This is a genomic window from Kitasatospora gansuensis (genome assembly GCF_014203705.1).
In the GTDB taxonomy this organism is placed as follows: domain Bacteria; phylum Actinomycetota; class Actinomycetes; order Streptomycetales; family Streptomycetaceae; genus Kitasatospora; species Kitasatospora gansuensis.
In genome coordinates, this window is the sequence record NZ_JACHJR010000001.1 from 5,241,955 (window position 1) to 5,265,528 (window position 23,574).

Annotated in this window: 21 protein-coding genes, 1 tRNA gene and 1 pseudogene; 9 read left to right on the forward strand and 14 right to left on the reverse strand. The window is 71.6% G+C overall.

The window, feature by feature from the left end:
* Position 1 precedes the first annotated feature (1 nt).
* Together F4556_RS23460 and F4556_RS23465 are read left to right on the forward strand one after the other, a co-directional pair.
* On the forward strand, positions 2 to 703 hold the full coding sequence (locus F4556_RS23460) for a DUF998 domain-containing protein (RefSeq protein ID WP_184919260.1): 702 nt from the start codon (positions 2 to 4) through the stop codon (positions 701 to 703).
* Complete coding sequence (locus F4556_RS23465; RefSeq protein ID WP_313068532.1) at positions 700 to 1,557, forward strand: alpha/beta fold hydrolase; 858 nt, start codon at positions 700 to 702, stop codon at positions 1,555 to 1,557. Before F4556_RS23460 ends, F4556_RS23465 begins: the two co-directional genes overlap by 4 nt.
* Here the strand turns inward: F4556_RS23465 and F4556_RS23470 are convergent, their stop codons facing one another.
* The 4 genes from F4556_RS23470 to F4556_RS23485 all read right to left on the reverse strand — a co-directional run bounded on the left by F4556_RS23470 (position 1,558) and on the right by F4556_RS23485 (position 6,482).
* Complete coding sequence (locus F4556_RS23470; protein ID WP_184919262.1) at positions 1,558 to 2,220, reverse strand: methionine ABC transporter permease; 663 nt, start codon at positions 2,218 to 2,220, stop codon at positions 1,558 to 1,560.
* Positions 2,217 to 3,212, reverse strand: a complete 996-nt coding sequence (locus F4556_RS23475; RefSeq protein WP_184919264.1) for a methionine ABC transporter ATP-binding protein — start codon at positions 3,210 to 3,212, stop codon at positions 2,217 to 2,219. Before F4556_RS23475 ends, F4556_RS23470 begins: the two co-directional genes overlap by 4 nt.
* Positions 3,209 to 4,090: a MetQ/NlpA family ABC transporter substrate-binding protein gene (locus F4556_RS23480; RefSeq protein ID WP_184919266.1), complete on the reverse strand. Its 882-nt coding sequence runs from the start codon at positions 4,088 to 4,090 to the stop codon at positions 3,209 to 3,211. Before F4556_RS23480 ends, F4556_RS23475 begins: the two co-directional genes overlap by 4 nt.
* A 121-nt stretch (positions 4,091 to 4,211) precedes the next feature.
* The gene (locus tag F4556_RS23485; RefSeq protein ID WP_246511072.1) at positions 4,212 to 6,482 is read right to left on the reverse strand and encodes a Dyp-type peroxidase; all 2,271 of its coding nucleotides are present in this window, start codon (positions 6,480 to 6,482) and stop codon (positions 4,212 to 4,214) included.
* Between the two features lie 233 nt (positions 6,483 to 6,715).
* On the opposite strand from F4556_RS23485, the gene F4556_RS23490 reads away from it, so the two are divergent.
* From F4556_RS23490 to F4556_RS23515, 6 genes are all read left to right on the forward strand, one after another.
* Entirely contained in the window at positions 6,716 to 8,638 is a 1,923-nt protein-coding gene (locus tag F4556_RS23490) for a galactose oxidase early set domain-containing protein (RefSeq protein WP_184919268.1), read from the forward strand.
* A gap of 278 nt (positions 8,639 to 8,916) precedes the next feature.
* On the forward strand, positions 8,917 to 10,413 hold the full coding sequence (locus F4556_RS23495) for a sensor histidine kinase (protein WP_184919270.1): 1,497 nt from the start codon (positions 8,917 to 8,919) through the stop codon (positions 10,411 to 10,413).
* The gene (locus F4556_RS23500) at positions 10,410 to 10,817 is read left to right on the forward strand and encodes a roadblock/LC7 domain-containing protein (protein ID WP_184919271.1); all 408 of its coding nucleotides are present in this window, start codon (positions 10,410 to 10,412) and stop codon (positions 10,815 to 10,817) included. The genes F4556_RS23495 and F4556_RS23500 overlap by 4 nt, the downstream gene beginning before the upstream one ends.
* The gene (locus F4556_RS23505; protein ID WP_184919273.1) at positions 10,814 to 11,173 is read left to right on the forward strand and encodes a DUF742 domain-containing protein; all 360 of its coding nucleotides are present in this window, start codon (positions 10,814 to 10,816) and stop codon (positions 11,171 to 11,173) included. The genes F4556_RS23500 and F4556_RS23505 overlap by 4 nt, the downstream gene beginning before the upstream one ends.
* Positions 11,154 to 11,756: a GTP-binding protein gene (locus F4556_RS23510; protein ID WP_184919275.1), complete on the forward strand. Its 603-nt coding sequence runs from the start codon at positions 11,154 to 11,156 to the stop codon at positions 11,754 to 11,756. The genes F4556_RS23505 and F4556_RS23510 overlap by 20 nt, the downstream gene beginning before the upstream one ends.
* Before the next feature lie 46 nt (positions 11,757 to 11,802).
* Positions 11,803 to 13,218 carry a cytochrome P450 gene (locus tag F4556_RS23515; RefSeq protein ID WP_184919277.1) on the forward strand — a complete coding sequence of 472 codons (1,416 nt, stop codon included), beginning with the start codon at positions 11,803 to 11,805 and terminating at the stop codon, positions 13,216 to 13,218.
* Positions 13,219 to 13,266: 48 nt separating this feature from the next.
* Here F4556_RS23515 and F4556_RS23520 read toward each other — a convergent pair.
* The 8 genes and pseudogenes from F4556_RS23520 to F4556_RS23555 form a co-directional block, all read right to left on the reverse strand.
* A tRNA-Lys gene (locus tag F4556_RS23520) sits at positions 13,267 to 13,340 on the reverse strand.
* Between the two features lie 79 nt (positions 13,341 to 13,419).
* Positions 13,420 to 13,773: a DUF6755 family protein gene (locus F4556_RS23525; protein ID WP_184919279.1), complete on the reverse strand. Its 354-nt coding sequence runs from the start codon at positions 13,771 to 13,773 to the stop codon at positions 13,420 to 13,422.
* Entirely contained in the window at positions 13,770 to 14,354 is a 585-nt protein-coding gene (locus F4556_RS23530) for a QcrA and Rieske domain-containing protein (protein WP_184919281.1), read from the reverse strand. The genes F4556_RS23525 and F4556_RS23530 overlap by 4 nt, the downstream gene beginning before the upstream one ends.
* Positions 14,355 to 14,491: 137 nt before the next feature.
* Positions 14,492 to 15,055 (reverse strand): annotated as a pseudogene (locus tag F4556_RS23535) (4Fe-4S dicluster domain-containing protein); the annotation flags it as partial.
* A 1-nt stretch (position 15,056) separates the two neighbouring features.
* Entirely contained in the window at positions 15,057 to 17,348 is a 2,292-nt protein-coding gene (locus F4556_RS23540; RefSeq protein WP_313068536.1) for a molybdopterin oxidoreductase family protein, read from the reverse strand.
* Positions 17,345 to 18,394: an MFS transporter gene (locus F4556_RS23545; protein WP_313068537.1), complete on the reverse strand. Its 1,050-nt coding sequence runs from the start codon at positions 18,392 to 18,394 to the stop codon at positions 17,345 to 17,347. Before F4556_RS23545 ends, F4556_RS23540 begins: the two co-directional genes overlap by 4 nt.
* Before the next feature lie 100 nt (positions 18,395 to 18,494).
* On the reverse strand, positions 18,495 to 19,256 hold the full coding sequence (locus F4556_RS23550) for a bestrophin-like domain (protein ID WP_313068538.1): 762 nt from the start codon (positions 19,254 to 19,256) through the stop codon (positions 18,495 to 18,497).
* Between the two features lie 123 nt (positions 19,257 to 19,379).
* Positions 19,380 to 19,670 (reverse strand): hypothetical protein, encoded by a 291-nt coding sequence (locus tag F4556_RS23555; protein WP_184919285.1) that lies wholly within the window; start codon positions 19,668 to 19,670, stop codon positions 19,380 to 19,382.
* Between the two features lie 201 nt (positions 19,671 to 19,871).
* On the opposite strand from F4556_RS23555, the gene F4556_RS23560 reads away from it, so the two are divergent.
* The gene (locus F4556_RS23560) at positions 19,872 to 20,642 is read left to right on the forward strand and encodes a sirohydrochlorin chelatase (RefSeq protein WP_184919287.1); all 771 of its coding nucleotides are present in this window, start codon (positions 19,872 to 19,874) and stop codon (positions 20,640 to 20,642) included.
* Here the strand turns inward: F4556_RS23560 and F4556_RS23565 are convergent.
* Positions 20,632 to 22,719 (reverse strand): phosphocholine-specific phospholipase C, encoded by a 2,088-nt coding sequence (locus F4556_RS23565; protein WP_184919289.1) that lies wholly within the window; start codon positions 22,717 to 22,719, stop codon positions 20,632 to 20,634. The two genes, F4556_RS23560 and F4556_RS23565, sit on opposite strands and share 11 nt — an antisense overlap.
* A gap of 172 nt (positions 22,720 to 22,891) precedes the next feature.
* Positions 22,892 to 23,542: a pentapeptide repeat-containing protein gene (locus tag F4556_RS23570; protein WP_184919291.1), complete on the reverse strand. Its 651-nt coding sequence runs from the start codon at positions 23,540 to 23,542 to the stop codon at positions 22,892 to 22,894.
* Between the last annotated feature and the right edge of the window lie 32 nt (positions 23,543 to 23,574).

Consider the following 23,574-nt stretch of genomic DNA (forward strand, 5'->3'; position numbering starts at 1 on the left):
GGTGCCCAGCTCCGCAGCCCGCCGCCCCGGCCGGACGACCACGGCGACCGCCGTCCTCCTGCTGCTGAGCGCGCTCGCCTACACGGCGTGGGTGCTGGAGGTGGTGATCGGCACCGGGCTGGACCCGGTGCAGACGTACGTCAGCGAGCTGGCCGCCGAGGACCAGCCGCTCGGCGGTCTGTTCCGCGCCACCGACCTGGTCGCCGGGCTGGCCGTGCTGGCGGCGGCGGGCACCGCGCTGTGGCGGCTGGAGCGTCGCCCCTGGGCGGTGGCCGGCTGGTCGGCGCTGGCGCTGTTCGGCGCGGCCACGGCGGTGGACTCCCGGTTGCCGCTGAGCTGTACGCCGACCGCCGACCCGGAGTGCGCGGCCCGTGAGACGGCCGGTCTGGTCCCTGCCACCCACACCGCGCACGCCGTCAGCAGCAGCCTGGCCATGGTCGGTGCGATCGGCGCCGTGACGCTGCTCACCGTCGCCGCCCGCCGGTATGGCTGGTGGCCGCCGCTGGCCAGGTACGGCCCCTGGCTGGTGGCTGCCGAGCTGGCCGCCACGGTCTGGAGCCTCGCTGCGATCGCCGCCTTCGAGGCCGGGCACGGCACCTGGACGATGGGCGCGGGGCAGCGTTCGCAGATCCTGCTGATCGCGGTCTGGCTCGCGGTGCTGGCCCGCGGGGTCGCCGCCGGGCAGCGAACGGTGGAGCGGTGAACGGCGGAGCGGTGAACGGCGCGCGGTTCGTCCGGGTCGGCGGCCGGGCGGTGCACACCGTGGTCTCCGGCCGGGGGCCGGTGGTGGTGCTCAGCGGTGGTCTCGGCTGCTGCTGGTTCGACTGGGACCGGGTGGTCCCGCTGCTCGAACCGCACCGGACGGTGGTCCGCTTCGACCGCCCGGGCTTCGGCCTCAGCGAGCCCGTTCCCGGTCCGCCCACCGCCCGGGGCGAGGCGGACCGGATCGCCGCCCTGCTGGACGCCCTCGCGGTGGACACCCCCGTCACCGTGGTCGGCCACTCGATCGCCGCCTTCCACGTCGAGGCCTTCGCCCGGCTGCACCCGGCCAGGACCGCCGCGCTGGTGCTGCTCGACGGCAGCACCGAACCGGCCGCCCGGCCATCCCGGGCCCAGGCCCTGCGCGAACTGACGGTCCGTACGCTCGGCGGGCTGGCCACCGCCACCGCCGTCCCGTACCTGCTCGGCCCGGTCGCCCGACGGGCGGCGGGGGCGGCGAACACCCTCGGGCACCGCGATCCGGCACCGGCCGAACTGGTCCGGCGCTGCTACCGGACCAGCCGGTCGTTCCGGGCCTTGCTCGCCGAGAACACCCACTACCTGGACGTGGCAGCCGAGTTGAACGAGCTGCGCCGTACGCGGCCGTCGGCCGACGCCCCGGCGATCGTGCTGGCCGCCTCGACCGGGCGGGGCGGCCGGGCCTGGCTCGCGCGGCAGCGGGAGCTGGCGGCGGTGCTGGACGCGGAGTTCCGCCTCGCCGTCCCGTCCGGCCACCTGTTGATGGAGGACCGGCCGGGCGACGTGGCCGCCGCCGTACTGGACGCGCCCGGGCCGTAGTCAGCGCCGAAGGACCTTGCGGGCCAGCAGGTTCCCGGCCAGCTGGGCGATCTGCACCAGCACGATCAGCACGGCCACCGTCACCACCATCACCGAGGTGTCGAAGCGCAGGTAGCCGTACGTCATGGCCAGGTTGCCCACCCCGCCGCCGCCCACCGTGCCGGCCACCGCCGAGAAGTCGATCAGTGCCACCAGGATGAAGGTCAGCCCGAGGATCAGCGGGCCGAGCGCCTCGGGCACCAGCACGGTCAGGATGATCCGCACCGGCCCCGCTCCCATCGCCCGGGCCGCCTCGATCACTCCGGGCTCGACCGCGACCAGGTTGTTCTCGACGATCCGGGCCACCCCGAAGGTGGCGACCACCACCATCGGGAAGATCGCCGCCTCGGTGCCGATCATCGAGCCGGTGACCGCGCGGGTGAGCGGGGCCATAGCGACGATCGCGATGATGAACGGCACCGGCCGGACCAGGTTGATCAGCAGGTTGAGCAGGGAGAAGACCGCCCGGTTCTGCAGCAGGTTGCCCTTCCGGGTGGCGTACAGCAGCAGGCCGAGCACCAGTCCGAGGGCCGAGGAGAGCAGCAGGGTGACCAGCACCATGTAGACGGTCTGGCCGGTGGCGTCGGCCAGCTTGGGCCAGAAGACGTTCCAGTCGACCTTCACGCGGCCAACACCTCCGCGCGCTCCCAGGCGGCCAGAAAGGCCGTCAGATCGGCTTCGTCGCCGTGCAGTTCGACGGTCAGGCTGCCCAGTGGCAGCGAGCCGACCTCGCTGATCCCGCCGTGCACCAGGGAGAAGTCGAGCCGGTGCTCCCGGAGCAGCCGGGAGAGGCCGCGGCCGAGGTCGCCGTCGTGGGTGAACGGCACGGTGAGCAGTTGCCCGGTGTGCCGTCCGCGCAGTCGCGTCAGAGTGGCGCCCGCCGGGCGGTCGGGCAGCACGGAGCGGACGAACGCGGCGGTGGTGGGGTGTTGGGGGTGGGCGAAGACCCGGTAGGCGTCGCCGGTCTCCACCAGCCGCCCGCCGTCGAGCACCGCGACCCGGTCGCAGATCCGTCGCAGCACGTCCATCTCGTGCGTGATCAGCACGATGGTGACGCCCAGTTCGGTGTTGATCCGCCGGAACAGGTCGAGCACCTCCAGGGTGGTCTCCGGGTCGAGCGCCGAGGTGGCCTCGTCGCTCAGCAGCACCTTGGGGGAGTTGGCCAACGCCCGGGCGATGCCGACCCGTTGGCGCTGTCCGCCGGAGAGCTGCTCCGGGTGGCGCTTGGCGTACTCGCCGAGGCCGACGAACTCCAGCGCCTCCAGGGCCCGTTGCCTGACCACCGGGCGGGGGAGCCCGGCCAGCCGGAGCGGGTAGGCGACGTTGCCGAGCACGGTGCGCGACTTGAACAGGTTGAACTGCTGGAACACCATGCCGATCTCCCGCCGGTGCGCGCGCAGTCGGCGCTCGCTCAGGCCGGTCAGCTCGGTCCCGTTCAGCCGGACCGAGCCGGCCGTCGGCCGTTCCAGCTGGTTGATCAGCCGGAGCAGGGTGCTCTTGCCCGCCCCGCTGTGGCCGATCACGCCGAAGATCCCGCCGTCCGGCACGGTCAGGCTGACCCGGTCCAGGGCGCGGAAGTCCCCGTACTCCTTGCTGACCTCGACCAGCTCGATCACCTGCCCTTCACCTGCTTGGCCAGCCGGTCCAACTCGGCCTGCAGGGCGGGCCGGTCGAGGTCGCTGGGCACGCTGGCGCCCTTGGACTCCTCGGCCGCGGCGGCCTGTACCTCGGGGGAGTGGTAGAGCTCGGCGATCTTCAGGTAGGTGGGGTTGTCCCGGTCGGTGGCCCGGGCCGCGATCACGTTGACGTACGGGCGGGTGCCCGGGTTCTTCGGGTCGTCCCGGAAGATCGCCTGCTTGACCTCGTACCCGGCCTGGCCCGCCACGCCGGAGTTGATCACGGCGGCGGCGGTGTCCTGCAGGCTGCGCGGGGTCTGCTGGGCGTCCACCGGCACGATGGTCAGGTGCTTCGGGTTGCCCGAGATCGACTCCGGGGTGCCGTACAGGCCGGTGTCGGCCTTCAGCTCGATCAGCTTGGCCTGTTCCAGTACCCGCAGCGCCCGGCCCTGGTTGGACGGGTCGTTGGGGACGGCGATCTTCGCGCCGTCCGGGATCTGGTCGACGCTCTTGTGCTTGAGCGAGTACAGCCCGAGCGGGGAGACCGAGGTGGCGCCGATCGGCACGATGGTGGTGCCGTTGTTGGCGTTGAACTGACTGAGGAAGGCCAGGTGCTGGAAGGCGTTGAGCTCGATGTCGCCGGCCGCCAGCGCCTTGTTCGGCAGGGCGTAGTCGTCGAAGGTGACCAGCTCGATCTCGATGCCCTCGGCCTTGGCCTTCTGCTTGAGCACGTCCCAGTCGGAGCTGGCCCCCGAGATGCCGATCCGGACCTTTCCCGAGCCCGCGCTGTCGGTGGAGCAGGCGGTCAGCAGGGTGGTGGAGAGGGCGATGGCAGCGGCGGTGGCCGCGAGCCGGACAGGGAAGGAGGGGTGATCCATGCCTTTAATCCAAGCATGGGAAAACCTGATGACCTTCAAATCGAAGGCATATTTCACATCAGTTCAAGAGATTGAAACATCCCGTGCGAGCCCCGGTGGGGTCGCACGGGATGACCCACCGTCAGCTGGTGAGCGAGGTCCAGAGCGTCAGCGCCCGGTCGGCGACCGACTCCTGATCCGGGTGGCCGGCCCCGCTCCTGATCGAGATGATCCGGTACTTGTCCTGGTGGAACACCCAGAACAGGCTGAAGCCGTTGACCAGTTGGAGGTCCGGGACGGCCAGGAACTCGTCCACCTTGCTGATCCCGGCCAGCGACTGCCACTGCGACAGCGAACGGTCACCGCGCTCGATCACATCGGTGTGCGCGTTCCCGTCGGCGATCGAGATCAGCCGGTAGACCTGCTGGCCCATGAAGGTGTGGAAGACCCAGAACCAGCTCTTGCCGTTCTCCCGCTGCTGGTCGGGCACCGGGAGGAAGGCGTCCACCTGCTGGATGCCGTCGAACGAGGACCAGGCCGTGAGCGCCCGGTCGCCGCGGTCGACCGTGCCGGCCTGGTCCGGCGGCAGGCCGGACTCGGCCCGGTCGGCGATCGAGATCAGCCGGTAGACCTGGCGGCCCTCGGTGGTGTGGAACAGCCAGAACCGGCTGCGCCCGTTCTTCCGCTGCTCGTCCGGCACCGGGAGCACCGCGTCCACCCGGTCGACCCCGGTGTAGATCTGCGGCCAGGTGGAGAGCGGCCGGTCGGGCCGCTCCACCTTGTCGTGGTGCTCGCTGCCGTCGGCGATCGAGATGGTCCGGGCGACCGGGCCCGAACTGCCCGTCCCGTACGCCCAGAACCAGCTCTTGCCGCCCTGCCGGTAGAGGTCGGGGACGGCCAGGAAGGCGTCGGTCGGCCGGACGGCGCTGGGCAGCTTGTCGGTCAGCCGCCCCTCGCCGAGCAGCCGCAGCGTGGTCAGCGACGGCGCGAAGCCGTACACCGAGCCCTCGGTGGTGACGAACTGGTTGAACGTCAGCTTGGTCGAGGCGCCGGGCGACTCCCAGGTCACCGTGCCGGTCGGGCCGACGTCCGGGTCGGGGCCGGGCTTGTTGGGCCGGTTCGGCGGGAAGTCCACGTTGTTGATCCAGGACTTCTGAATGAACTCGAACTGCTCGACCAGGTCGGACTGGTAGCTGACGAACAGCAGCCCGCGCGGGTCGTCCGGACCGCCGGGACCCTCGGAGGCCGGGTCGAAGGGCGCGCCGTACGGGGAGCCGCGGCGCATGATCCGCCGACGGTCCATCACCGGGTTCTCCGGGAACGGCTCGGCGCCCGGGCGCTCCTGCAGACCGTCCCGGGGGTTGGTCTTGCGCAGGTGGGAGAAGAGCGGGGTGGTGAAGCCCTCGGGGTCGTTCTTGAAGCCGAAGTCGTTGTCGTCGCCGGACAGCGCGTTGAACGGCCGGTCCGCGTTCGGGCACTTGGCCACCGGGGTGCCCGAACGCCAGCGGCCGACCACCCGGGCGGCCAGCCACTCGGGGGTGGCCTCCTCCGGCACCGCCTTGGCCTCCTTCAGCACCTTGAGCTGAACGGAGATCTGGGCCCACCAGCCGGGGACGTCCTGGGCCAGCCGGCGGACCACGTGGAAGCTGCCGTTCTCCGCCCACTCCGGCATCGGGTCGTAGGTGATGCCGCCGATTCTGGGATGCCCGATCACGAACTCGCCGGCCGGGATCAGCCGGGTGCCCGGCTTGCCCTTCTCGTACTCGGGCTTCTCCGGGTCGGGCTCGTCGAAGCCCTGGACGGCGGGCTCGCTCACGCCGTCCTTGAAGCCGAAGTGCTCCTTGCCCCGGCGGGTGCCGGTGAGGGTGGCGCCGTTCTGCTGGAAGACGATTGAGATCCCGGCCTTGGCGGTCGCCTCGCGCTGGGCGGTGACGGCGGCCTGCAGGTCCACCAGGGTGTCCGAGGCGATGGTCAGCACCGCGTGCACGGTCTGGCCGTGACCGTCGCCGAACAGCCACTTGTCCGGCCGGCTGCCGTCGACGTCGCCCAGCGAGCGCTTGTCCGAGCCCTGCTTGAACGCCTCCAGCGTGCCGCCCGCGGGCACCGTGGGCAGCGGCTCCTTGCCGACCAGGTGCTTGAGGCCCTCGTAGCTGAAGCTGACGTTCATCCAGGTCGCTTTGAGCTTCTGCGGGTCGTCGCCGCCCGAGGACTTCCGGGCTTTGCTGAACGCAGCGTTGAAGGCCGCGACCTGTCTGGTGGTGGAGATCTGCGGCTCCAGCTGCCGCACCCACGTCCGTGCCCTGGCCGCGTCCTCGAACTTGAGGAACAGCAGGGTCATCTGGTCCTTCTTGAAACCGGCGATCACGTCGCCCTGGATGTCTTCGCTCTCACGCAGTTTCAGCTCAGTCGGCATGATGCCTCCCGTGGTCATGTGGTTACACAGAGCATCGGTGACGCTACGGTATGCATGCGAACGGCAACAGGGCCGGCGGCCGGAATGACTCGACCGGACGAATAGTCAGACCGGCTCACCCGGCTGCCCGCCCCGGAGTGACAGTCAGTCGTGCGCGACTCAACACTGAGTGACGGTGCGTCCGCCGTGCCGATGTCCCCGGTTCACCCAGTCCCAGCTTCGCTAGGAGTCCCATGTCCCGCAGGAATCCGCCCGTCCCCCGGCGGCTGCTCGCGGCCGCGGTGGCGGTCTGTGCCGCCTCCGCGCTGACCGTCTCGGTGGCCGGCCCGGCGCTCGCCCACGATCACGACCGGACCGCCGACACCCAGACCAGCGCAACGGCTGCCGACCCGGTCAAGGCCGACCCGGACGAGGCGGCGGTGCTCGGTGAGGAGCACGCCGAGGAGCACGCCCTGACCAGGAAGCTGCTGGCCGCGGTCGGCGAGTACCCGCAGTCCACCAGGACCGAGCGGCTGAAGGCGCTGGGCGAGTCCCAGGCCGCCGCCAACACGGGCTTCGACCCGAGCGAGTCGGGGCGGTTCCGGGAGTACTTCCCGTCCCCCGACTTCGCCGCGCACATCGCCCAACTGCCCACCGGCAAGGTGCTGCTGTTCTCCTTCGAGCGGATCGAGAAGAACCCGCAGAAGGAGCCCGCGCCGACCGACACGATCGGCAAGGAGAACGCCGGCCGGGCGTACCTCTGGGACCCGGCCAAGGGCACCGGCACCGCCGCCTTCACCAAGGTCACCCCGCCCGTGGTGAACATGCCGGACGGGCTCAACCAGCCGCGCCCCGCGCCGTTCTTCTGCGCCGGGCACTCCTTCCTGCCCAACGGCATGCTCGGCGTCTTCGGCGGCAACCTGGGCGGCAACGGCGGCAGTGGCGCCAAGCTCTCGCTGGTCTTCGACCCCTGGCAGGAGGTCTGGTACCAGAACAAGGACATGGCGGTCGGCCGCTGGTACCCGAGCGTGGTGACCGGCATGGACGGCCGACAGCTCATCATGTCCGGCCAGTCCGAGCTGGGTTGGGGCACGCCGACCGCGATCGTCGAGCGCTTCCCGGCGCTCGACAAGTCGGTGCCGGTGGCCAAGACCGACAAGCCGGAGGGCTGGTCGATCGGCAGGTTCAAGGCGGACGCCCCGTTCAAGCGGGACTACCCGCACCTGTTCTCGCTGCGCGACGGCAGGATCTACGGGCTCGGCCGCAGCCCCGAGCAGCAGTGGACCTTCGACATCAACACCGAGACCAGGACCAGCCTGCCGGCCCGGCCGGACAACCCGCCGGGTCCGGGCGCGATGGCCCCGCCGCAGGGCTTCGGCCGCAACTACGGTTCGGCCGTCCCGCTCCCGGCCGGCTTCCGCGGCCCGGACTCGGTGCTGGTGCTCGGCGGTGACCGCGACGACCCGAACACCTATCAACTGGTCGGCGGGCAGTGGAGCAAGCAGCAGCCGCGCGCCTTCGGCCGCACCCAGGACGACACCCTGCTGCTGCCGGACGCCACCCTGCTCACCGTGAACGGCGCCTTCGACATCCGCGACTACGGCAACGGCACCTACAACCCGAACGCCGACCTGAAGTACCGGCAGACCGAACTCCGGGACGCGAACGGCAACTGGAAGCTCGGCCCGGCCCAGCGGCTGCCGCGCGGCTACCACTCCAACGCGGTGGTGCTGCCGGACGGCCGGGTGATGGTGACCGGTGACGAGCTCCAGCAGCTCGCCAACGACCCGGACATCAACGACGACATGAACGGCAGCATCGAGATCTACGAACCGGCCTACCTGCACCAGGGCAGCCGGCCCAACCTCGGCCTGGTGTTCAACCCCTCGGTCACCTACAACGAGAAGATCACCGTCAGCAGCAGCACCGCCAACGACGTGACCCGCGCGGTGCTGCTCGCCCCGACCACCGCGACCCACTCGGTCAACACCAGCCAGCGGCACCTGGAGTTGCGGATCAAGAGCCGCTCGGGCAACTTCCTGGAGCTGCAGGCACCGCCCTCGGCGGCCGCCGCGCCGCCCGGCTACTACATGCTCTTCCTGCTGAACGAGGAGGGTGCGCCGAGCACCGCGGGCTGGGTCCAGCTGAAGCCCGCCTCGGGTGGCCTGACCCCCTGAGCAGCCCCCCGAGATGCGCGGCCCGCCGTCCCCGACGGCGGGCCGCAGTCGTGCGGTCCGGATGTGATCTGCACCCAAAAGGCCACGTGAAAGGCCCAAGTGTGATAGCTGATCGGCATGTTGAGCACCCGTCAGGGTGATCCGAAAAACCGGCTATGCTACTCCCGCCCAGCCCCGCCCACCCCGTGCCGGTCACGGTGGGCGAGGACCGGAAAGGCCCCTACCGGGCCGGTACGCGACGCGTAAGTCCGTACACCTTCCGACAGTTGAGGACGCTGATGCTTGGTGCTGGAGAGACGCCCGGAGATCTGCGCCCCGCGCGCACGCTGGGATGGCTCCTGCCCACGGTGTTGACCGCAGCCGCGGCCGTGGTCGCCACCTTCCTGATCGCCAAGGAAGCCAGGGCGGCCGTCGGCTGGTGCGGCGCGGTGGCCACCCTCGCGGTCGCCCTGGTGGCGGCCGAGGCGGCCCGCCGGGGCCGTGCGCTGACCGCGCTGCGCGAGCGCTCGGCCCGCCAGGAGGCCGAGCTCAGAGGCCAGTTGGCGGCTCAGGAGGCGGAGACCGCGGAGCTCGCCGAGGTGCTGCCGCAGGCGGTGGCCCGGCTGCAGGCCGGCGAGTTCCTGGACGACGTGCTGCGCGAGCTGTCCCCCGGGGCGGGCTCGCCCGGCTTCCAGCAGGCCAGGCAGGCCGTGCTGCGGACGGTGCTCGAGGCGGTCGACGCCGAGGAGGGCCTGCGCGAGTCGGCCCAGCGGGCGTTCGTGAACATCGCCCGCCGGGTGCAGGCGATCGTCCACCGGCAGGCCCAGGACCTGCGGGAGATGGAGGACCGGCACGGCACCGACCCGGCGGTCTTCGACGACCTGCTCCGGCTGGACCACGGGAACGCCCTGGTCGGCCGGCTGGCCGACTCGATCGCGGTGCTCGGTGGCGCGCGCCCGGGCCGCCAGTGGAGCAAGGGAGTTCCGCTCTACAGCGTCCTGCGCGGTGCGATCTCCCGGATCCTGGACTACCAGCGGGTCGAGCTGCACCCGGTCTCCGAGGTGGCCGTGATAGGCACCGCGGTCGAGCCGCTGATCCACGCGCTCGCCGAACTGCTGGACAACGCCACCCGCTACTCGCCGCCGCACACCAACGTCCACCTGACGGCCGTCGAGGTGCAGACCGGCATCGCGATCGAGATCGAGGACGGCGGCCTCAGCCTGAGCGAGGAGGGCCGGGCCCGGGCCGAGCGGATGCTCCGCGAGGCGCAGGAGGGCATCGACCTGAACGACCTCGGCGAGACACCCCGGCTCGGCCTCGCCGTGGTCGGCCGGCTGGCCCAGGCGTACGGCTTCCAGGTCTCGCTCCGCCCGTCCGCCTACGGTGGCGTGCGCGCGGTGCTGATCGTTCCGCAGGACCTGCTCACCGCCACCCCGGCGACCACCGAGCGGGCGCACGGCATCGGCGTGGCCTCGGGACCGCGCCGGGCGGCGCCGGCGATAGCCCGGCCGGCCCTGACGGCCCGGCACGCGGTGACCGCCCCGGCGGCGATCCGGCCGCCGTCCGGGCCGCAGCCCTGGGAGAGTGAGCAGAACCCGGCAGTGACCGAGCGGGCCGCCAACGGCCTGCCGCAGCGCCGCCGGCACGCCGCGGCGAGCCGCCCGGTGCCGACCCCGCAGGCCGCCCCGGCGGCGGAGCCGGAGCAGCCCGGGATGTGGCTGGCGGCGTTCGCCAACGGTGTGAACGGCCGGCCGGGCGACCATAGTGACGAGTCCTCAGGTAAGGGTGAGCAGTGATTCAGCAGCGGGCCAACATGGACTGGATGCTCAAGGAACTGGCCGAGGGCGTACCGCAGACCCGGCACGTGGTGGTGCTGTCCTCGGACGGGCTGCGGATGGCGCAGTACGGCACGGACACCGACACCGCGGACCGGCTGTCCGCCGCCTGCGCCGGACTGCAGAGTCTGGCCACCGCGATCGGCTCCGAATTCCCGCACGGGGACGGCCGGATGCGGCTGGTGGTGATCGAGACCACCGGCGGGTTCTTCTACCTGATGGCGGCCGGCGCCCGGGCCTACCTCGCGGTGCTCGCCGACCAAGGCGTGGACGCCGGACTGATGGGCCAGCGGATGCGCGACCTGGTGGCCCGGATCGGTGAGCATCTGAGCACCCCTCCGCGCCATGGTGAGCAGGTCGCATGACCGACCCCGGCGCGGACTGGGAGGCGGGTAACCCGGAGCGGCTGTACGTGATCACGCGTGGACGCAGCGGGCTGACCGAGCGGGTCGTACTGGACCTGGTCACCCTGATCGTCGCCAAGTCCCGCCCGCAGCCCGCGATGCAGCCGGAGCAGGCGGCGATCCTGCGGCTCTGCGAGTCGCCGCTCTCGGTCGCGGAGGTGTCCGCCCACCTCAACCTGCCGATGAGCGTGGTCACCGTGCTGATCGCCGACCTGCTGACGGACGACCGGGTCGAGGCCCGGGCCCCCGTCCCCAAGGCCGAACTCCCCGACCGTGCCCTGATCGAAGCGGTGATGAATGGACTTCAGAAGCTCTGAGCCCGGGGGCCCGAGCGGCTCCGATCTGCTGCCCGCCACCGCCGCCACCGCCGTCAAGGTGGTCATCGTCGGCGGCTTCGGGGTCGGCAAGACCACCCTGGTGGGCTCGGTCAGCGAGATCCGTCCGCTGACCACCGAGGAGACCATGACCCGGGCCGGGGCCGAGGTGGACGACGCCACCGGCGTCGAGCGGAAGACCTCCACCACGGTCGCGATGGACTTCGGCCGGATCAGCATCTCCGACGAGCTGGTGCTCTACCTCTTCGGCACCCCGGGCCAGCAGCGGTTCTGGTTTCTCTGGAACGGCCTGTTCGAGGGCGCGCTGGGCGCGGTGGTGCTGGTCGACACCCGCCGCCTGGAGGTCAGCTTCGACGTGATCGGACGGCTGGAGGAGCGCGGCGTGCCCTTCGTGGTGGCCGTCAACACCTTCCCGGAGTCGCCGAGTTACCCGATCGACGAACTGCGGGCGGCGCTCGACCTGCCGGACGAGGTGCCGATCGTGGCCTGCGACGCCCGCAGCCGGGGGGCCAGCCGCGACGTGCTGCTCGCCCTGATGCGCTACCTGTACACGCTCAGCTCCTGAGCCGCTCCACCTGACGCCTGCTCACACTCACTCCCGGAGACAACCCGTGACCACCCCCGACGGCCAGCTCACCCCGCCGCCCGGCTGCCCGGCCCACGGCCTCGGCACCGACCAGATACGGCGGCTGTACGGCCCGGAGGCCGAGGCCGACCCGAGCGGCCTGTACGAGAAGCTGCGCGCCGAGCACGGCTCGGTCGCGCCGGTGCTGCTGCACGGTGACCTGCCGGCCTGGCTGGTGGTCGGCCACTCGGCCAACCTGACCGTGATGCGCAACCCGTCCAGGTTCTCCCGGGACTCCCGCCGCTGGACGGCGTTCCAGCAGAACCAGGTGGCGATGGACTCGCCGCTGATGCCGGTGCTGGCCTGGCAGCCGCTCTGCCTGTTCGCGGACGGTGCCGAGCACCGCCGGCTGCGCGGCGCGGTCACCGACGCGCTGAACCGGTTCGACCGCCGCGGCATGCGACGCTACGTCACCCGGTTCGCCGACCAGCTGATCGACGGCTTCACCGGCCGCGGCACGGTCGACCTGGTGGGCGAGTTCGCCGAGCACCTGCCGATGCTGGTGATGACCCAGCTGCTCGGTGCGCCGGACGAGTACGGCCCGCAACTCGTGGTCGCCGCCCGGGACATGATGCTCGGCACCGAGACCGCGATCGCCAGCAACGAGTACGTGGCCACCACGCTCCGTCAGCTGGTCGCCCGCAAGCGGACCGAGCCGGGCAACGACCTGGCCAGCTGGCTGATCCAGCACGAGGCCGGGCTCTCCGACGACGAGCTGATGGAGCACCTGCGCCTGGTGCTGCTGATGGCCAACGAGTCCACCGTGAACCTGATCGCGGACACCCTGCGGATGGTGCTCACCGACAGTCGGTTCCGCGCCAACCTCTCCGGCGGTCACATGACCCTGCCGGACGCGCTGGACCAGGTGCTCTGGGACAGCCCGCCGCTGTCGATGATCCCCGGCCGCTGGGCCACCATCGACACCGAGCTCGGCGGCCAGCAGATCAAGGCCGGCGACATGCTGCTGCTCGGCCTGGCGGCCGGCAACGTCGACCCCGAGGTCCGCCCCGACCTGGACACCCCGCTCTACGGCAACCGCTCGCACCTGGCGTTCAGCGGCGGCCCGCACGAGTGCCCCGGCCAGGACGTCGGCCGGGCGATCGCCGAGACCGGCATCGACATCCTGCTCACCCGCCTGCCCGACCTCCAGCTCGCGGTCGCCGAGGAGGACCTGCGCTGGAGCGGCGCCTGGCTGGCCCGCCACCTGACCGGCCTCCCGGTTCGCTTCACCCCGGGCCGCCCGAAGCCCGCGCCCGCACCGGCCGGCGCACCCGCTGCAGCCGTCCCGGCCCAGGCCACCGCCCCGACGGTCACCCCGGCCGCCGCGCCGATCGCCGCCGCGCCCGCCCCGGCCCCGCGCCGCAGCTGGTGGCGCCGGATCTTCGGCCGCCGCCAGGGCTGAGCACGAAGGAAGGCCCCCACCGTGAGGTGGGGGCCTTCCTGGTGTCTGTGCGCCGCCAGGGACTCGAACCCCGGACCCGCTGATTAAGAGTCAGCTGCTCTAACCAACTGAGCTAGCGGCGCCTGTCTGACGTCGAAGACTGTACGCGACATCAGCGGGAAGTCCGAAATCGTGACCGCGCGGTCACGGTCGGCTCCTGGTTCAGTGATCGTGCGGCGAGATCCGCCAGGCCAGCAGGACGACCAGGAAGGAGGCCGCCGAGAAGCCGGTGCACCACCAGGCGGTCGTGGTCTCGCCGCGCATCCAGGCGTCGGTGGCCACGGTCAGGGCCCAGAGCTGGCCGATCACCACGGTGATCGCCAGCACCAGCCGGGCGGTCAGGATCGCCGAGCGCTCCGGCTGCTGCTCACCGCCCGCGCCCGGCCCGGGACCGGTACGGCGGATGCGCGGGTCGGCGTAGCCGCTGGTGGCCCGGATCTGCGGATAGCGTTCCGGGACAGGGCGGTTGAGCCGCGGTTCGTCGCTGCCGGGGTGGTAGTTCTCCGGGTACGTCATGACGCTCCCTCGGCGGCGCAGCCGGCCCGTTCGGCCAGCACCGGGTTGGACTCCTCCAGGCCGCGGCAGAGCCCGGCCCGTTCGCTCTCGCCGGAGCGGGCGGTGCCGATCGCCCAGACCGCGCCCTGGTCGTCCTCGACCATCACCACCCGGGGCAGCGGCCGGGGCGGCGGTCCGGCCGTCACCTCGCCGGTCCGGGCGCTGAACACCCCTTCGTGGCAAGGGCAGTAGAGCTCGCCCTCGGCGCCGCGCTCCTTGCGCCAGAGCACCCCGCAGGCCAGGTGGGTGCAGACGGTGGAGTACCCGACCACCGAGCCGTCGGTGAGCCGGATCGCCATCGCCCGGTCGTGCTCGCCCGGGTAGTTGAAGGTGACCGCCTGCCCCTTGGGCAGGTGTTCGGCGACCTTGAGCGGGGGAGCGGTGCCGTCGCCGTGCCGGTGCAGCACCCCGGCCGAGACCACGGTGGAGCCGACCACCAGGCCGCCCGAGACGGTGGCCACGATCCGCAGGTAGTCCCGCCGGGTGGTCAGGGAGTCGGCGCTGATCCGGTCGATCAGTTCGTCCTGCTCGGTACCGGTCATGCCGGTGCTCCGTTCCCGGGCGTGGGGCGCCCGTTGACCTCGATCACTCTCAGCAGGCCGCCCGCCGCAATCCCGTCCGAGCGGGTGGCCGCCGACCCGGCGTCCACCAGTACGTCCCCCACCAGCACCCCGCCCGCCGGCAGCCCGCCGGGGACGGCGGCCCGCTGCTCGGCCGGCACCACCATCGCGACGCCGGTGGACACCGTCACGTCGCCGAAGGCGAACATGGTGGAGACGTCCACGTTCGGCCGCTCGGCTTGGAGCTCCTCCAAGGTGCCGTAGAACAGCGCCCCGGTCGGGCAGACCGTCGCGCACATCGGCGCCAGGCCGTAACTGGTGCGGTCGTAGCAGAGGTTGCACTTCATCTGGAGCTTGGCGTCCAGGTCGATCTTCGGCACACCGAACGGGCAGGCGTTGACGCAGTTCGCACAGCCGATGCACCTGGTCGGGTCGGCCTCCTGCACCACGCCGTCGGCGGTGATCAGGATGGCGTCCGCCGGGCAGACCTCGGCGCACGGGGCGACCGGATCCTCGCAGTGCATGCAGACGGTCGGCAGCGAGGCCACCGAGTGGCCCTCGTCCGGGTAGTCCAGGTGGATCATCGACTTGCCGCGGTGCGAGTCGCACTCCCGGCAGGCCGAGACGCAGGCCTGGCAGCCGATGCAGCGGCCGGGGTCGATGAAGATCGTCCTACCGAGCACGTCAGCCCCTCTCGGAGGTGCCGCGCCCCTGCGGGGAGGTCGGCGGCAGCGGGTCGGTCCGGGACGCCTGGGCCTCGGGGTACGCCTCCCGGCCCGGCGGGGTGGGCGGTGCGGGCACCTCGTCGAGCGCGCTCGCCCGTTCGATCCGGACCGCGCAGACCTTGTACTCGGGGATCTTCGAGCGCGGGTCCAGCGCGTCGATGGTGAGCGCGTTGGCGGCCACCGGCGAGGGCCAGTGGTACGGCACGAAGACGTGGTCGGCCCGGATCGCCTCGGTCACCAGCGCGGGCAGTACCGACACCCCGCGCCGGGTGACCACCCGGACCGGGTCGCCGGTGCGGAAGCCGTGCGAGGGGTGCACCTCGACCCAGGGGCGTGGGGTCTGTTCCACCAGCGCGCCGAGCCGCCGGGTCTGATTGCCCGACAGGAAGTGCGCCACCGTCCGGCCGGTGGTCAGCGTCATCGGGTACTCGTCGCTGTACGGGTCGGCCGGCGGGTGCCACTCGACCACCTGGAGATGCACCTTGCCGTCCGGGTGGTAGGTCTTCCCGCCCTCGAACAGCCTTGGCGTGCCCGGGTGTTCGAGGTCCGGGCAGGGCCAGGCGATGCCGCCGGTCTGCTCCAGCCGCTCGTACGTGATGCCGTAGTAGTCGATCACGGTGCCCTTGGAGGCGGCCCGGAGCTCGTCGAAGACCTGCCGCGAGCCGGGGAAGTCGAACTTGTCGCCCACCCCGAGCCGCCGGGCCAGCTCGCACATCACCCAGGTGTCGGTGCGGACGCCCGCCGGGGGCTCCTGGGCCTTGTTGTGCTTGACCACCCGGGCCTCGGCGTTGGCCATCACGCCCTCGTCCTCGGCCCAGGTGGTGACCGGGAAGACCACGTGCGCGTTGGCGGCGGTCTCGGACAGGAAGAAGTCGAACTGGGCGTGGAACTCCAGGGTGTCGTAACCGTCCTTCACCACCGCGTAGTTGGGCAGTGAGACGAAGGGGTTGTTGCAGATCCCGATCAGGCCGCGGATCTCCTGGCGCTGCATCTGCCAGACCATCTCCATCATCGACGTTCCGGCGAGCGGGAGTTCGGCCTCGTCGATGCCCCAGATGCCGGCGATCTGCCGCCGGTGCTCGGGGTCGTTGATGGAGCGTCCGCCGGGCAGCAGGTCGGACTTCTGGCCGTGCTCGCGGCCGCCCTGGCCGTTGCCCTGGCCGGTGATGGTGCCGTAGCCCGCACCCGGCTTGCCCAGATTCCCGGTGGCCGCACAGAGGTTGATGACGGTCAGGCAGTTCTCCACACCCTGGGTGTGGTGCTCGATGCCGCGCGCGTGCCAGGCCATCGCCTTCCCCGCGCCGCCGAACATCCGGGCCACCTCGACCACCTGTTCGGCCGGGATGCCGCAGATCCCGGCGGCCCGCTCCGGGGTGTACTGCTTGACGGTCTGCTTCAGCTCGTCCCAGCCGGTGGTGTGCGCGGCGACGAACTCCTCGTCCACCAGGCCGTCCTCGATCACCACGTTCAGCACCGCGTTGAAGAAGGCCGCGTCGGTACCGGACTTGAGCGCCACGTGCACGTCGGCGGTGCGGGCGATCGCGGTCTCCCGGGGGTCCACCACGATCAGCTTGGCGCCCCGGTCCCGGGCGCCCCAGACGTACTGGGTCATCACCGGGAAGCACTCGCCGACGTTGGACCCGGCGATCAGCAGGCAGTCGGTCCGCAGGATGTCGGAGAACGGGTTGCCCGCCCGGTCGATCCCGAACGCCAGCTTGTTGGCCCCGGCGGCGCTCACCATGCAGAGCCGGCCGTTGTAGTCCACGTGCCGGGTCTTCAGCGCGACCCGGCCGAACTTGCCCACCAGGTAGGTCTTTTCGGAGAACAGGCTGGCCCCGCCGAGCAGGCCGAAGGCGTCTGCCCCGTGCTCGCCCTGGATCCGGCGGATCTCCTCCACCGTGTGGCTCAGCGCCTCCTCCCAGCTCACCTCCCGGAACGGCTCGTCCCGGCTGCGCCGCATCAGCGGCGCGGTCAGCCGGTCCGGGTGGTTGACCTGCTGGTACGCGTTGATGCCTTTCGGGCAGAGCCGCATCCGGTTGATGTCGTGGTTGCGTGGCTCGACCCCGAAGACCTTGCCCGCGCTGTTCACCCGCAGGTACATCCCGCACTGCACGCCGCAGAAGCAGCAGTGTGTCGGCACCAGGGTCTGCTCGGTCTGGTCGGCCCGCCAGGCGGCGGCCGGCAGCCCGCCCGCGTCCCGGAAGTCGCCGGTGCCGCGCGGGGCGACCGTCGGGTCCACACGCTCGCTCACTGGAAGCCCTTCTTCACCTGGGAGAGGTAGGCGCTGCCACGCAACACCCGCTTGCAGCGCGGGCAGTACTCCGCCCACTGGTCGAAGCCGAGGCTGAGGTCCTGCATGGTGCCGCGCAGGTTCGCCACGTACTCGGGGGTGTCGATCGGCTCGCCGCACTTGCGGCAGGCGAACAGGTCGTCGGCGGCCTCGGGGATCTTCCGCTTCGTCGTGTACTTGAACAGCTGCATGCCGACCGCGGCCGGGCGCTGGACGATGTGGAAGAACTTGCCGAACGGCAGGTAGACCAGGGTCAGCACCACCGAGGCCATGTGCAGGATGGCGAGGAACTCGTAGCCGCCGCCGTGCAGGAAGACCGAGGAGAAGGTGAGCAGCAGGCCGGTCACCGAGATGGTGATCAGCGCGAGCAGCGGGACGAAGTCGTAGCCGAAGCGCTGCCCGGTGGTGGCCGCGCGGTCCCGCATCCGGCGCCAGAGGAAGTAGCCCGCCCCGCCGATCACCATCACCGCCGCCAGGTCGAGCCCGTGGTACATCGCCCAGCCGAAGAAGCTGCCGGAGTCGAAGCCGAGCACCTTGAAGCCCCAGATCCGCATCTCGTAGCCGGGTCCGGCCGCGCTCGAGGCGGTGAAGGTGAACCAGCCCCAGGTCAGCGGGAAGGTGATCGCGGCGGCCAACAGGCAGCCCCAGAACATCAGTTGGTGCGCCGCCCAGCGGGAGTGCGAGCGGGCGCCGAGGAACTTCTGGAAGCCCAGGTAGGTGACGATCAGCCGGGGCAGCGCGGTCGGCGCGGAGCGCAGGTTCCGCCAGGACAGCGCCGAGCGCCAGCCCTGCCTGAACAGCCGCCGGGCGGCGGGGGCGGAGATCCAGACCACGTAGCGGTAGACCACCCCGAAGGTCAGGAAGACGGTGGCCACCGCGTACGGGACCAGCGCGGAGTCGAAGTCCCTGAGGCCGCGGCTGCCGAGCACGATGGCGAGGACCAGGAGCAGCGACGCCCCCGTGGCCACCGCCGTCGCCCGGACAGCCGTGGACTGTCGTTGTGCCACCTGCGCGCTCCGTTCGGTCGACTGATTCGCAAATTACTGACGGGCCGTCGGCCGCGCGCGCGGGGAGGTCCGAGTGGGTGAGCGCGGGGGTGACGGAGGCTCAGCGCACCGGAGGGAGCCGGGAGAGGAAGACCCGGAAGGCCTCGGGGTCGATGCCGTACAGGCCGTCGAACGGGTAGTCCATCTCCTTGATGGTGACCAGCAGCAGGGCCATCAGCCCGGTCATGGTGACCACCATGACGATCTGCACCAGCAGATTGGGCAGGCCGAAGAAGAAGGTGAAGCCGACCGTCACCACGGCGCCGATGATCAGCGCGACCCAGAGCAGGTTCGGCACCACGTCATCGGTCTGGTTCAGCCGGGCCCGGCGCTCGCTGGCCAGCTGCTCCACGTCCGCGACCAGCTGCTGGTAGACGCCCTGCAGCCGGGTGTCCTCGCCGGGCTGGAAGCTCAGCGCGGACTCCCTGATCCGGTAGATCAGCGCGGTGGAGGCCGGATCGGAGTGGTGCCGGGTCATCATCGGCCACTCCACGGTGATCACCTCGTGGGCGTAGTCCAGAGTGAGCCGCTCCAGCTCGGGGCCCTCCGGCAGCGGCATCTGCCGGGACAGCCAGTAGACCCCCGCCAGGGCGTCGGCCTCCTTGAAGGTGGTGGCCTTGGCCGCCTCGGTGTTCTCCCAGACCACGATCACCACGAACGCCAGCAGGACCGCGTACAGGACGCCGACCATCGAGAACAGCACGCCGCCGACCTCGTTGAACGGCATCCGCCGCCCGTTCGGCACCAGCCGGTGGGTCAGGTACAGGCCGAAGGCCACCAGCACCATCGGTCCCACCAGCAGTGCGAGGTCCGCGGCGCTCACCGGGGCAGCCGGGGTGACTGGGCGTCAGGGGGTTTCCACATGAGGTCATTCTGTGCACGGAGTGCCACCGGCCCGCGCGGCGGGCTGCTCCAGCCGGTGTGCGCTCCGTCCCGGCGGGCCGGGTCAGGCGGGCCTGCGGTGCCGTCCCGCCGCCTGCTCCTCGTGCCGCCGGCCCAGCCAGCCCATCAGGGCGAACATGGTGGTGAGCCAGACCAGGCTGAACACCGACATGGCGATCGCGTTGTCGGTCTGCACCGCGACCAGCACCAGGCCGATCGACACGGACAGCAGCAGCACCAGGGTCATCCCGCTGACCTGCTCCAGCAGCTGCCAGGCGCCGCGCGGCCCGCCGACCTTACGGGGCTTGGCGTACCGGTCCGGGCCGAACCCCTCTTCTTCGGAATCCATCGCCATCCCACTCACCTCCGGGAACGGCCGGGCGGCGGGTGACCGACCGGCTCGATACCTCCAGCCTGCGCCGATCGCCCGCCGGCTGCGCGCCGGTGTACGGAAAGGCCCGACCGGTGCGGACCTTCGGCCCGTGCGCGGGTGGCCTCGGGCCGGTCCGGACACACCGTCGCGGTGCCTAGCGTGGAGGCGACAAGGGAGGAGCCGATGACCATCTTCGCGCCGGTGCTCGAACCGGGACCACTGCCCGAGGCCGGGCGGCCGACGCCGCCGCTGGTGCTCGCGGTGCGCGGCAGCGCGCGGCCCGAGGCGGCCCGGGCCGTCGACCGGTTGCGGGCGAGCCTCACCGCGCTGGCCGGGGCCGAACCGCTGGTCGGCCGCCTCGATCGGCGGTCGCCCTCGCTGGGCGAGGCACTGGCGGCGGCGGGGCAGCGGGCCGTGGTGGTGCCGCTGCTGCTCGGCGACGGCCGCCACCGCTCGGTGGACCTGCCCACGGCGGTGGCGGCGGCCACCGGCCTGCGGGCGGTGGTCACCCCGGGGCTGAGCGGCGCCGCCGCCTCGCTCGGGCTGGCCCTGTACGGGCGGCTGCGCGAGGCCGAGGAGCGGGCCGGCGGCCGGGCCGACGCGGTGGTGCTCGCCGCGGCGGGCTCCACCCGCCCCGGCGGCAACCAGGGCGCGTCGGCCGCGGCCGCCCGGCTGCGCGAACTGCTCGGCGACGTCCCGGTGGTGCCCGCGCACTGCGCGGCCACCGGGCCGACCGTGCCGGCGGCGCTGGCCGCGCTGCGGGCCGAGGGGTACCACCGGGTCGCGGTCGCCACCCACCTGCTCGCCCCCGGACGGTTCACCGACGCGCTGGCGGACACGGCCGCTTGGGCCGTGTCCGCACCGCTCGCCGACCACCCGCTGGTGGCCCGGATCGTGCTCCGCCGTTACGCGCTGGGCCAGTTGGAGCCGGCCGGACCCGGGCTCAGCCGCTGATGCTCGGCGCGCCGGTCTCGATGTGCCCGGTGAACCGCTGCGACCAGCTCGGGTCGGAGCTGACCGTGACCGTGAAGTCGTACCAACCGTTCTGGTACGCAACGGCGTTGAAGTAGTCGCTGGTGTTGCCGCCGGGCTGCACGGTGTACGTCCAGGGGCCGTCGGCGCGGTAGTTGTTCGGGGTGACCGTGAAGGTCACCGCGGCGGTGCCCGCGTTGGCCAGCCGGAACCAGAGCGCCGCCTTGCCGGTGTCGGGCGCGTTGGCGTACGAGGCGGTCACGGTGACGGTCTTGCCGGGCTTGGTGGCGTCGCCCTTGAAGCGGCGCAGGAAGCGGTTCGGGCCGGTCACGCTCAGGTCGTACGGGCCGTTGCCGAAGTTGGTGCCGCAGTTGAAGAAGTCGCTGGTGCTGCCGCCAGGGTCGATGGTGTACTGCCACGGCCCACCGCTCCGGTAGGCGTTCGCGTACGCCGCGAGGTGCGTCGAACGAGTGGCCACGGCACCCTCGTTGGCCATCTTGATCCAGACCTTCATCACGCCGTTGGCGCCGAACTCCAGGTGGTCCAGGTTGGCGTTCGGCTGGTACGGCAGTGCGCGGGCCGGGCGGGTGCCGGCCTCCTGCAGCGGCAGGGCGTTGTTGGTCGGCGCGGGGTTGGGCAGCGGGCCGCAGGTGGACTGGCCGATCACGAAGGAGGTGTCCGGCAGCGCGGGCATCCCGTACACCGGGTTGGCGAAGTCGAAGGCGCCGGTCAGGTCGCCGGTGACCTTGCGCCGCCAGGCGCTGATGTTCGGACAGCTGGCGGGCTTGCCGAGGGCGGCCGTCCAGGTCTCCAGGAAGCGCAGCACCGAGGTGTGGTCGAAGACCTCGGAGCTCACCCAACCGCCGCGGCTCCAGGGCGAGATGGCGATCATCGGGACCCGGAAGCCGAGGCCGATCGGCTGGCCGTTGTAGAACTCCCCGGCGGTGCCGGCCACCGGGACCGGCGGCGGGACGTGGTCGAAGAAGCCGTCGTTCTCGTCGTAGTTCAGGAACATCACGGTGGAGTTGAAGACCGCAGGATCGGCGTTGAGCGCGTCCATCACCAGGTGCACGAAGTGCGCGCCGTCGTTCGGCGGCGCGTAGGGGTGCTCGGAGGAGGCTTCGTCGGCGACCACCCAGCTGACCTGCGGCAGTGTGCCGTTCAGCACGTCGGCGCGGATCGCGGCGGCTATGTCCTCCGGGGTCTTCCCGGTGACCTTGGGGACCGAGCCCATGCCCTTGACCTTGAGCGGACTGCCGGCCGGGGCGCTGGTGAACTGGGTGAAGTAGGCGAGGGCGTTGTCGCCGTAGTTGTCGGCGGCGTTCTGGTAGAGCTTCCAGCTCACCCCGGCGTTCTCCAGCGCCTCGGCGTAGGTCTGCCAGCGCAGGCCGGACTCGTCGCCGCCGTTGTAGGCCGGGCCGCCCGCCTTGCCGTCGGGGTCGATCTGGCCGCTCCAGTGGAAGGTCCGGTTCGGCCCGGTGGCGCTCAGCGTGGAGCAGAAGTAGGCGTCGCAGACCGTCCAGTTGTCGGCCAGCGCGTAGTGGAACGGGATGTCCTTGCGGTTCAGGTAACCCAGCGCGCGGACACTGGACTTGGCGGCCACCCAGTTGTCCATCTTGCCGGTGTTCCAGGCGCTGTGCTGGTCGTTCCAGGAGTGCGCCAGGTCGCCGCTGCACTGGGCCAGCCGCTCCGGGGTCTGGCCGCCGGCCGGGTTGGTGGCGCTGAACGCCCACGGGTACTGGCGGCCAGTGCCGTTCGGCTGGTTGAAGACGCTGTGCCCGCCGGGGATCTGGATCGCGGCCCGGTCGGCGAAGCCCCGGACGCCCTTGAGCATGCCGAAGTAGTGGTCGAAGCTGCGGTTCTCCTGCATCAGCACCACGATGTGCTTCGCGTCGGTGATCGTCCCGGTCGCGTCCAGACCGAGCGCGGCAGCCTCGGCCGTGCCTCCGGCCACGGTGGCCGCGGCGCTGACCTCGGCTCCCGCCGAACCGACCACCGCCGCCCCGGCCGCCGCGCTCGCCGACAGTGCCATGAACTTCCTACGACTCAGCTCGGACATGCCGCCTGCCCGTCCCTTCGGTAGCGATGTTGTGCACACACGTTGTGTCCACGCCATCGTTCAGGCGGCATCTTTGTGCAGGTCCCGGCTCCGGTCCAGGACTTTCCATCAAGGCTTGTTGGATTGTTCAACTCGGACCGGCAGAGCGAAGGCCGGGTGAACGGCCGGGGGCTCAGTCCCGCACGATGATCCCCAGGGCCTGGGCGAACTGCGGTGCCAGCTCGAAGAGTTGGGTGCTGCCGAGAATCGCGCCGCGCAGCCCGTTCGGCCCGTCGGCCAGGCCGAGCCGGGTGGCGCCGCGCAGGTCGACCTGACGGAGCGTCGCCCCGCCGAGGCGGACCTCCTCCAGGGTGGAGCCGGGGAAGGAGAGCTCGGTCAGTTTGGCGTCGCCGAAGTCCACGTCCCGCAGCAGGCAGTCCTCGAAGACCACGTCGCGCAGGGTGGCCCCGCGCAGGTTGACCGCCTCCAGCTTGCACTGCCGGAACACCACCCGGCGCAGCGCCGAGCCGTAGGCGGTCAGCCCGGCCAGCACGGTGCCGACGAAGCCGGCGTCCTGCCACTCGGTCTCCGCGCAGTCCACCGCGACCCAGCGGCTGCCCTGCACCCAGACCTCGTTGAACCGGGCCTGCCGGAGCTTGGTCCCGCTCAGCTGCACGCCGGTGAAGGCGCACTCCAGGAAGGTCGCGCCGTTGGCCGGCCCGGCCAGCTCCGGGCCCTCGAAGTGCACGGTGTCGTACCGCTCGTCCCGCCGGAGCGGCCCGCTGTGCGGGGCGAGCAGGTGCGCGTACGGCAGGTCGGCGAGCTGGTCGGGGACGGACGGCATGCGGGACTCCAGACGTAGCGGGGTCCGCCCAT

Bases quoted from the DNA above. Each gene is read 5' to 3' on its own strand.
- F4556_RS23480 (WP_184919266.1), bottom strand. From the start codon at position 4,090: ATGGATCACCCCTCCTTCCCTGTCCGGCTCGCGGCCACCGCCGCTGCC.
- F4556_RS23485 (WP_246511072.1), bottom strand. From the start codon at position 6,482: ATGCCGACTGAGCTGAAACTGCGTGAGAGCGAAGACATCCAGGGCGAC.
- F4556_RS23490 (WP_184919268.1), top strand. From the start codon at position 6,716: ATGTCCCGCAGGAATCCGCCCGTCCCCCGGCGGCTGCTCGCGGCCGCG.
- F4556_RS23495 (WP_184919270.1), top strand. From the start codon at position 8,917: ATGCTTGGTGCTGGAGAGACGCCCGGAGATCTGCGCCCCGCGCGCACG.
- F4556_RS23505 (WP_184919273.1), top strand. From the start codon at position 10,814: ATGACCGACCCCGGCGCGGACTGGGAGGCGGGTAACCCGGAGCGGCTG.
- F4556_RS23510 (WP_184919275.1), top strand. From the start codon at position 11,154: ATGGACTTCAGAAGCTCTGAGCCCGGGGGCCCGAGCGGCTCCGATCTG.
- F4556_RS23525 (WP_184919279.1), bottom strand. From the start codon at position 13,773: ATGACGTACCCGGAGAACTACCACCCCGGCAGCGACGAACCGCGGCTC.
- F4556_RS23530 (WP_184919281.1), bottom strand. From the start codon at position 14,354: ATGACCGGTACCGAGCAGGACGAACTGATCGACCGGATCAGCGCCGAC.
- F4556_RS23555 (WP_184919285.1), bottom strand. From the start codon at position 19,670: ATGGCGATGGATTCCGAAGAAGAGGGGTTCGGCCCGGACCGGTACGCC.
- F4556_RS23560 (WP_184919287.1), top strand. From the start codon at position 19,872: ATGACCATCTTCGCGCCGGTGCTCGAACCGGGACCACTGCCCGAGGCC.
- F4556_RS23565 (WP_184919289.1), bottom strand. From the start codon at position 22,719: ATGTCCGAGCTGAGTCGTAGGAAGTTCATGGCACTGTCGGCGAGCGCG.
- F4556_RS23570 (WP_184919291.1), bottom strand. From the start codon at position 23,542: ATGCCGTCCGTCCCCGACCAGCTCGCCGACCTGCCGTACGCGCACCTG.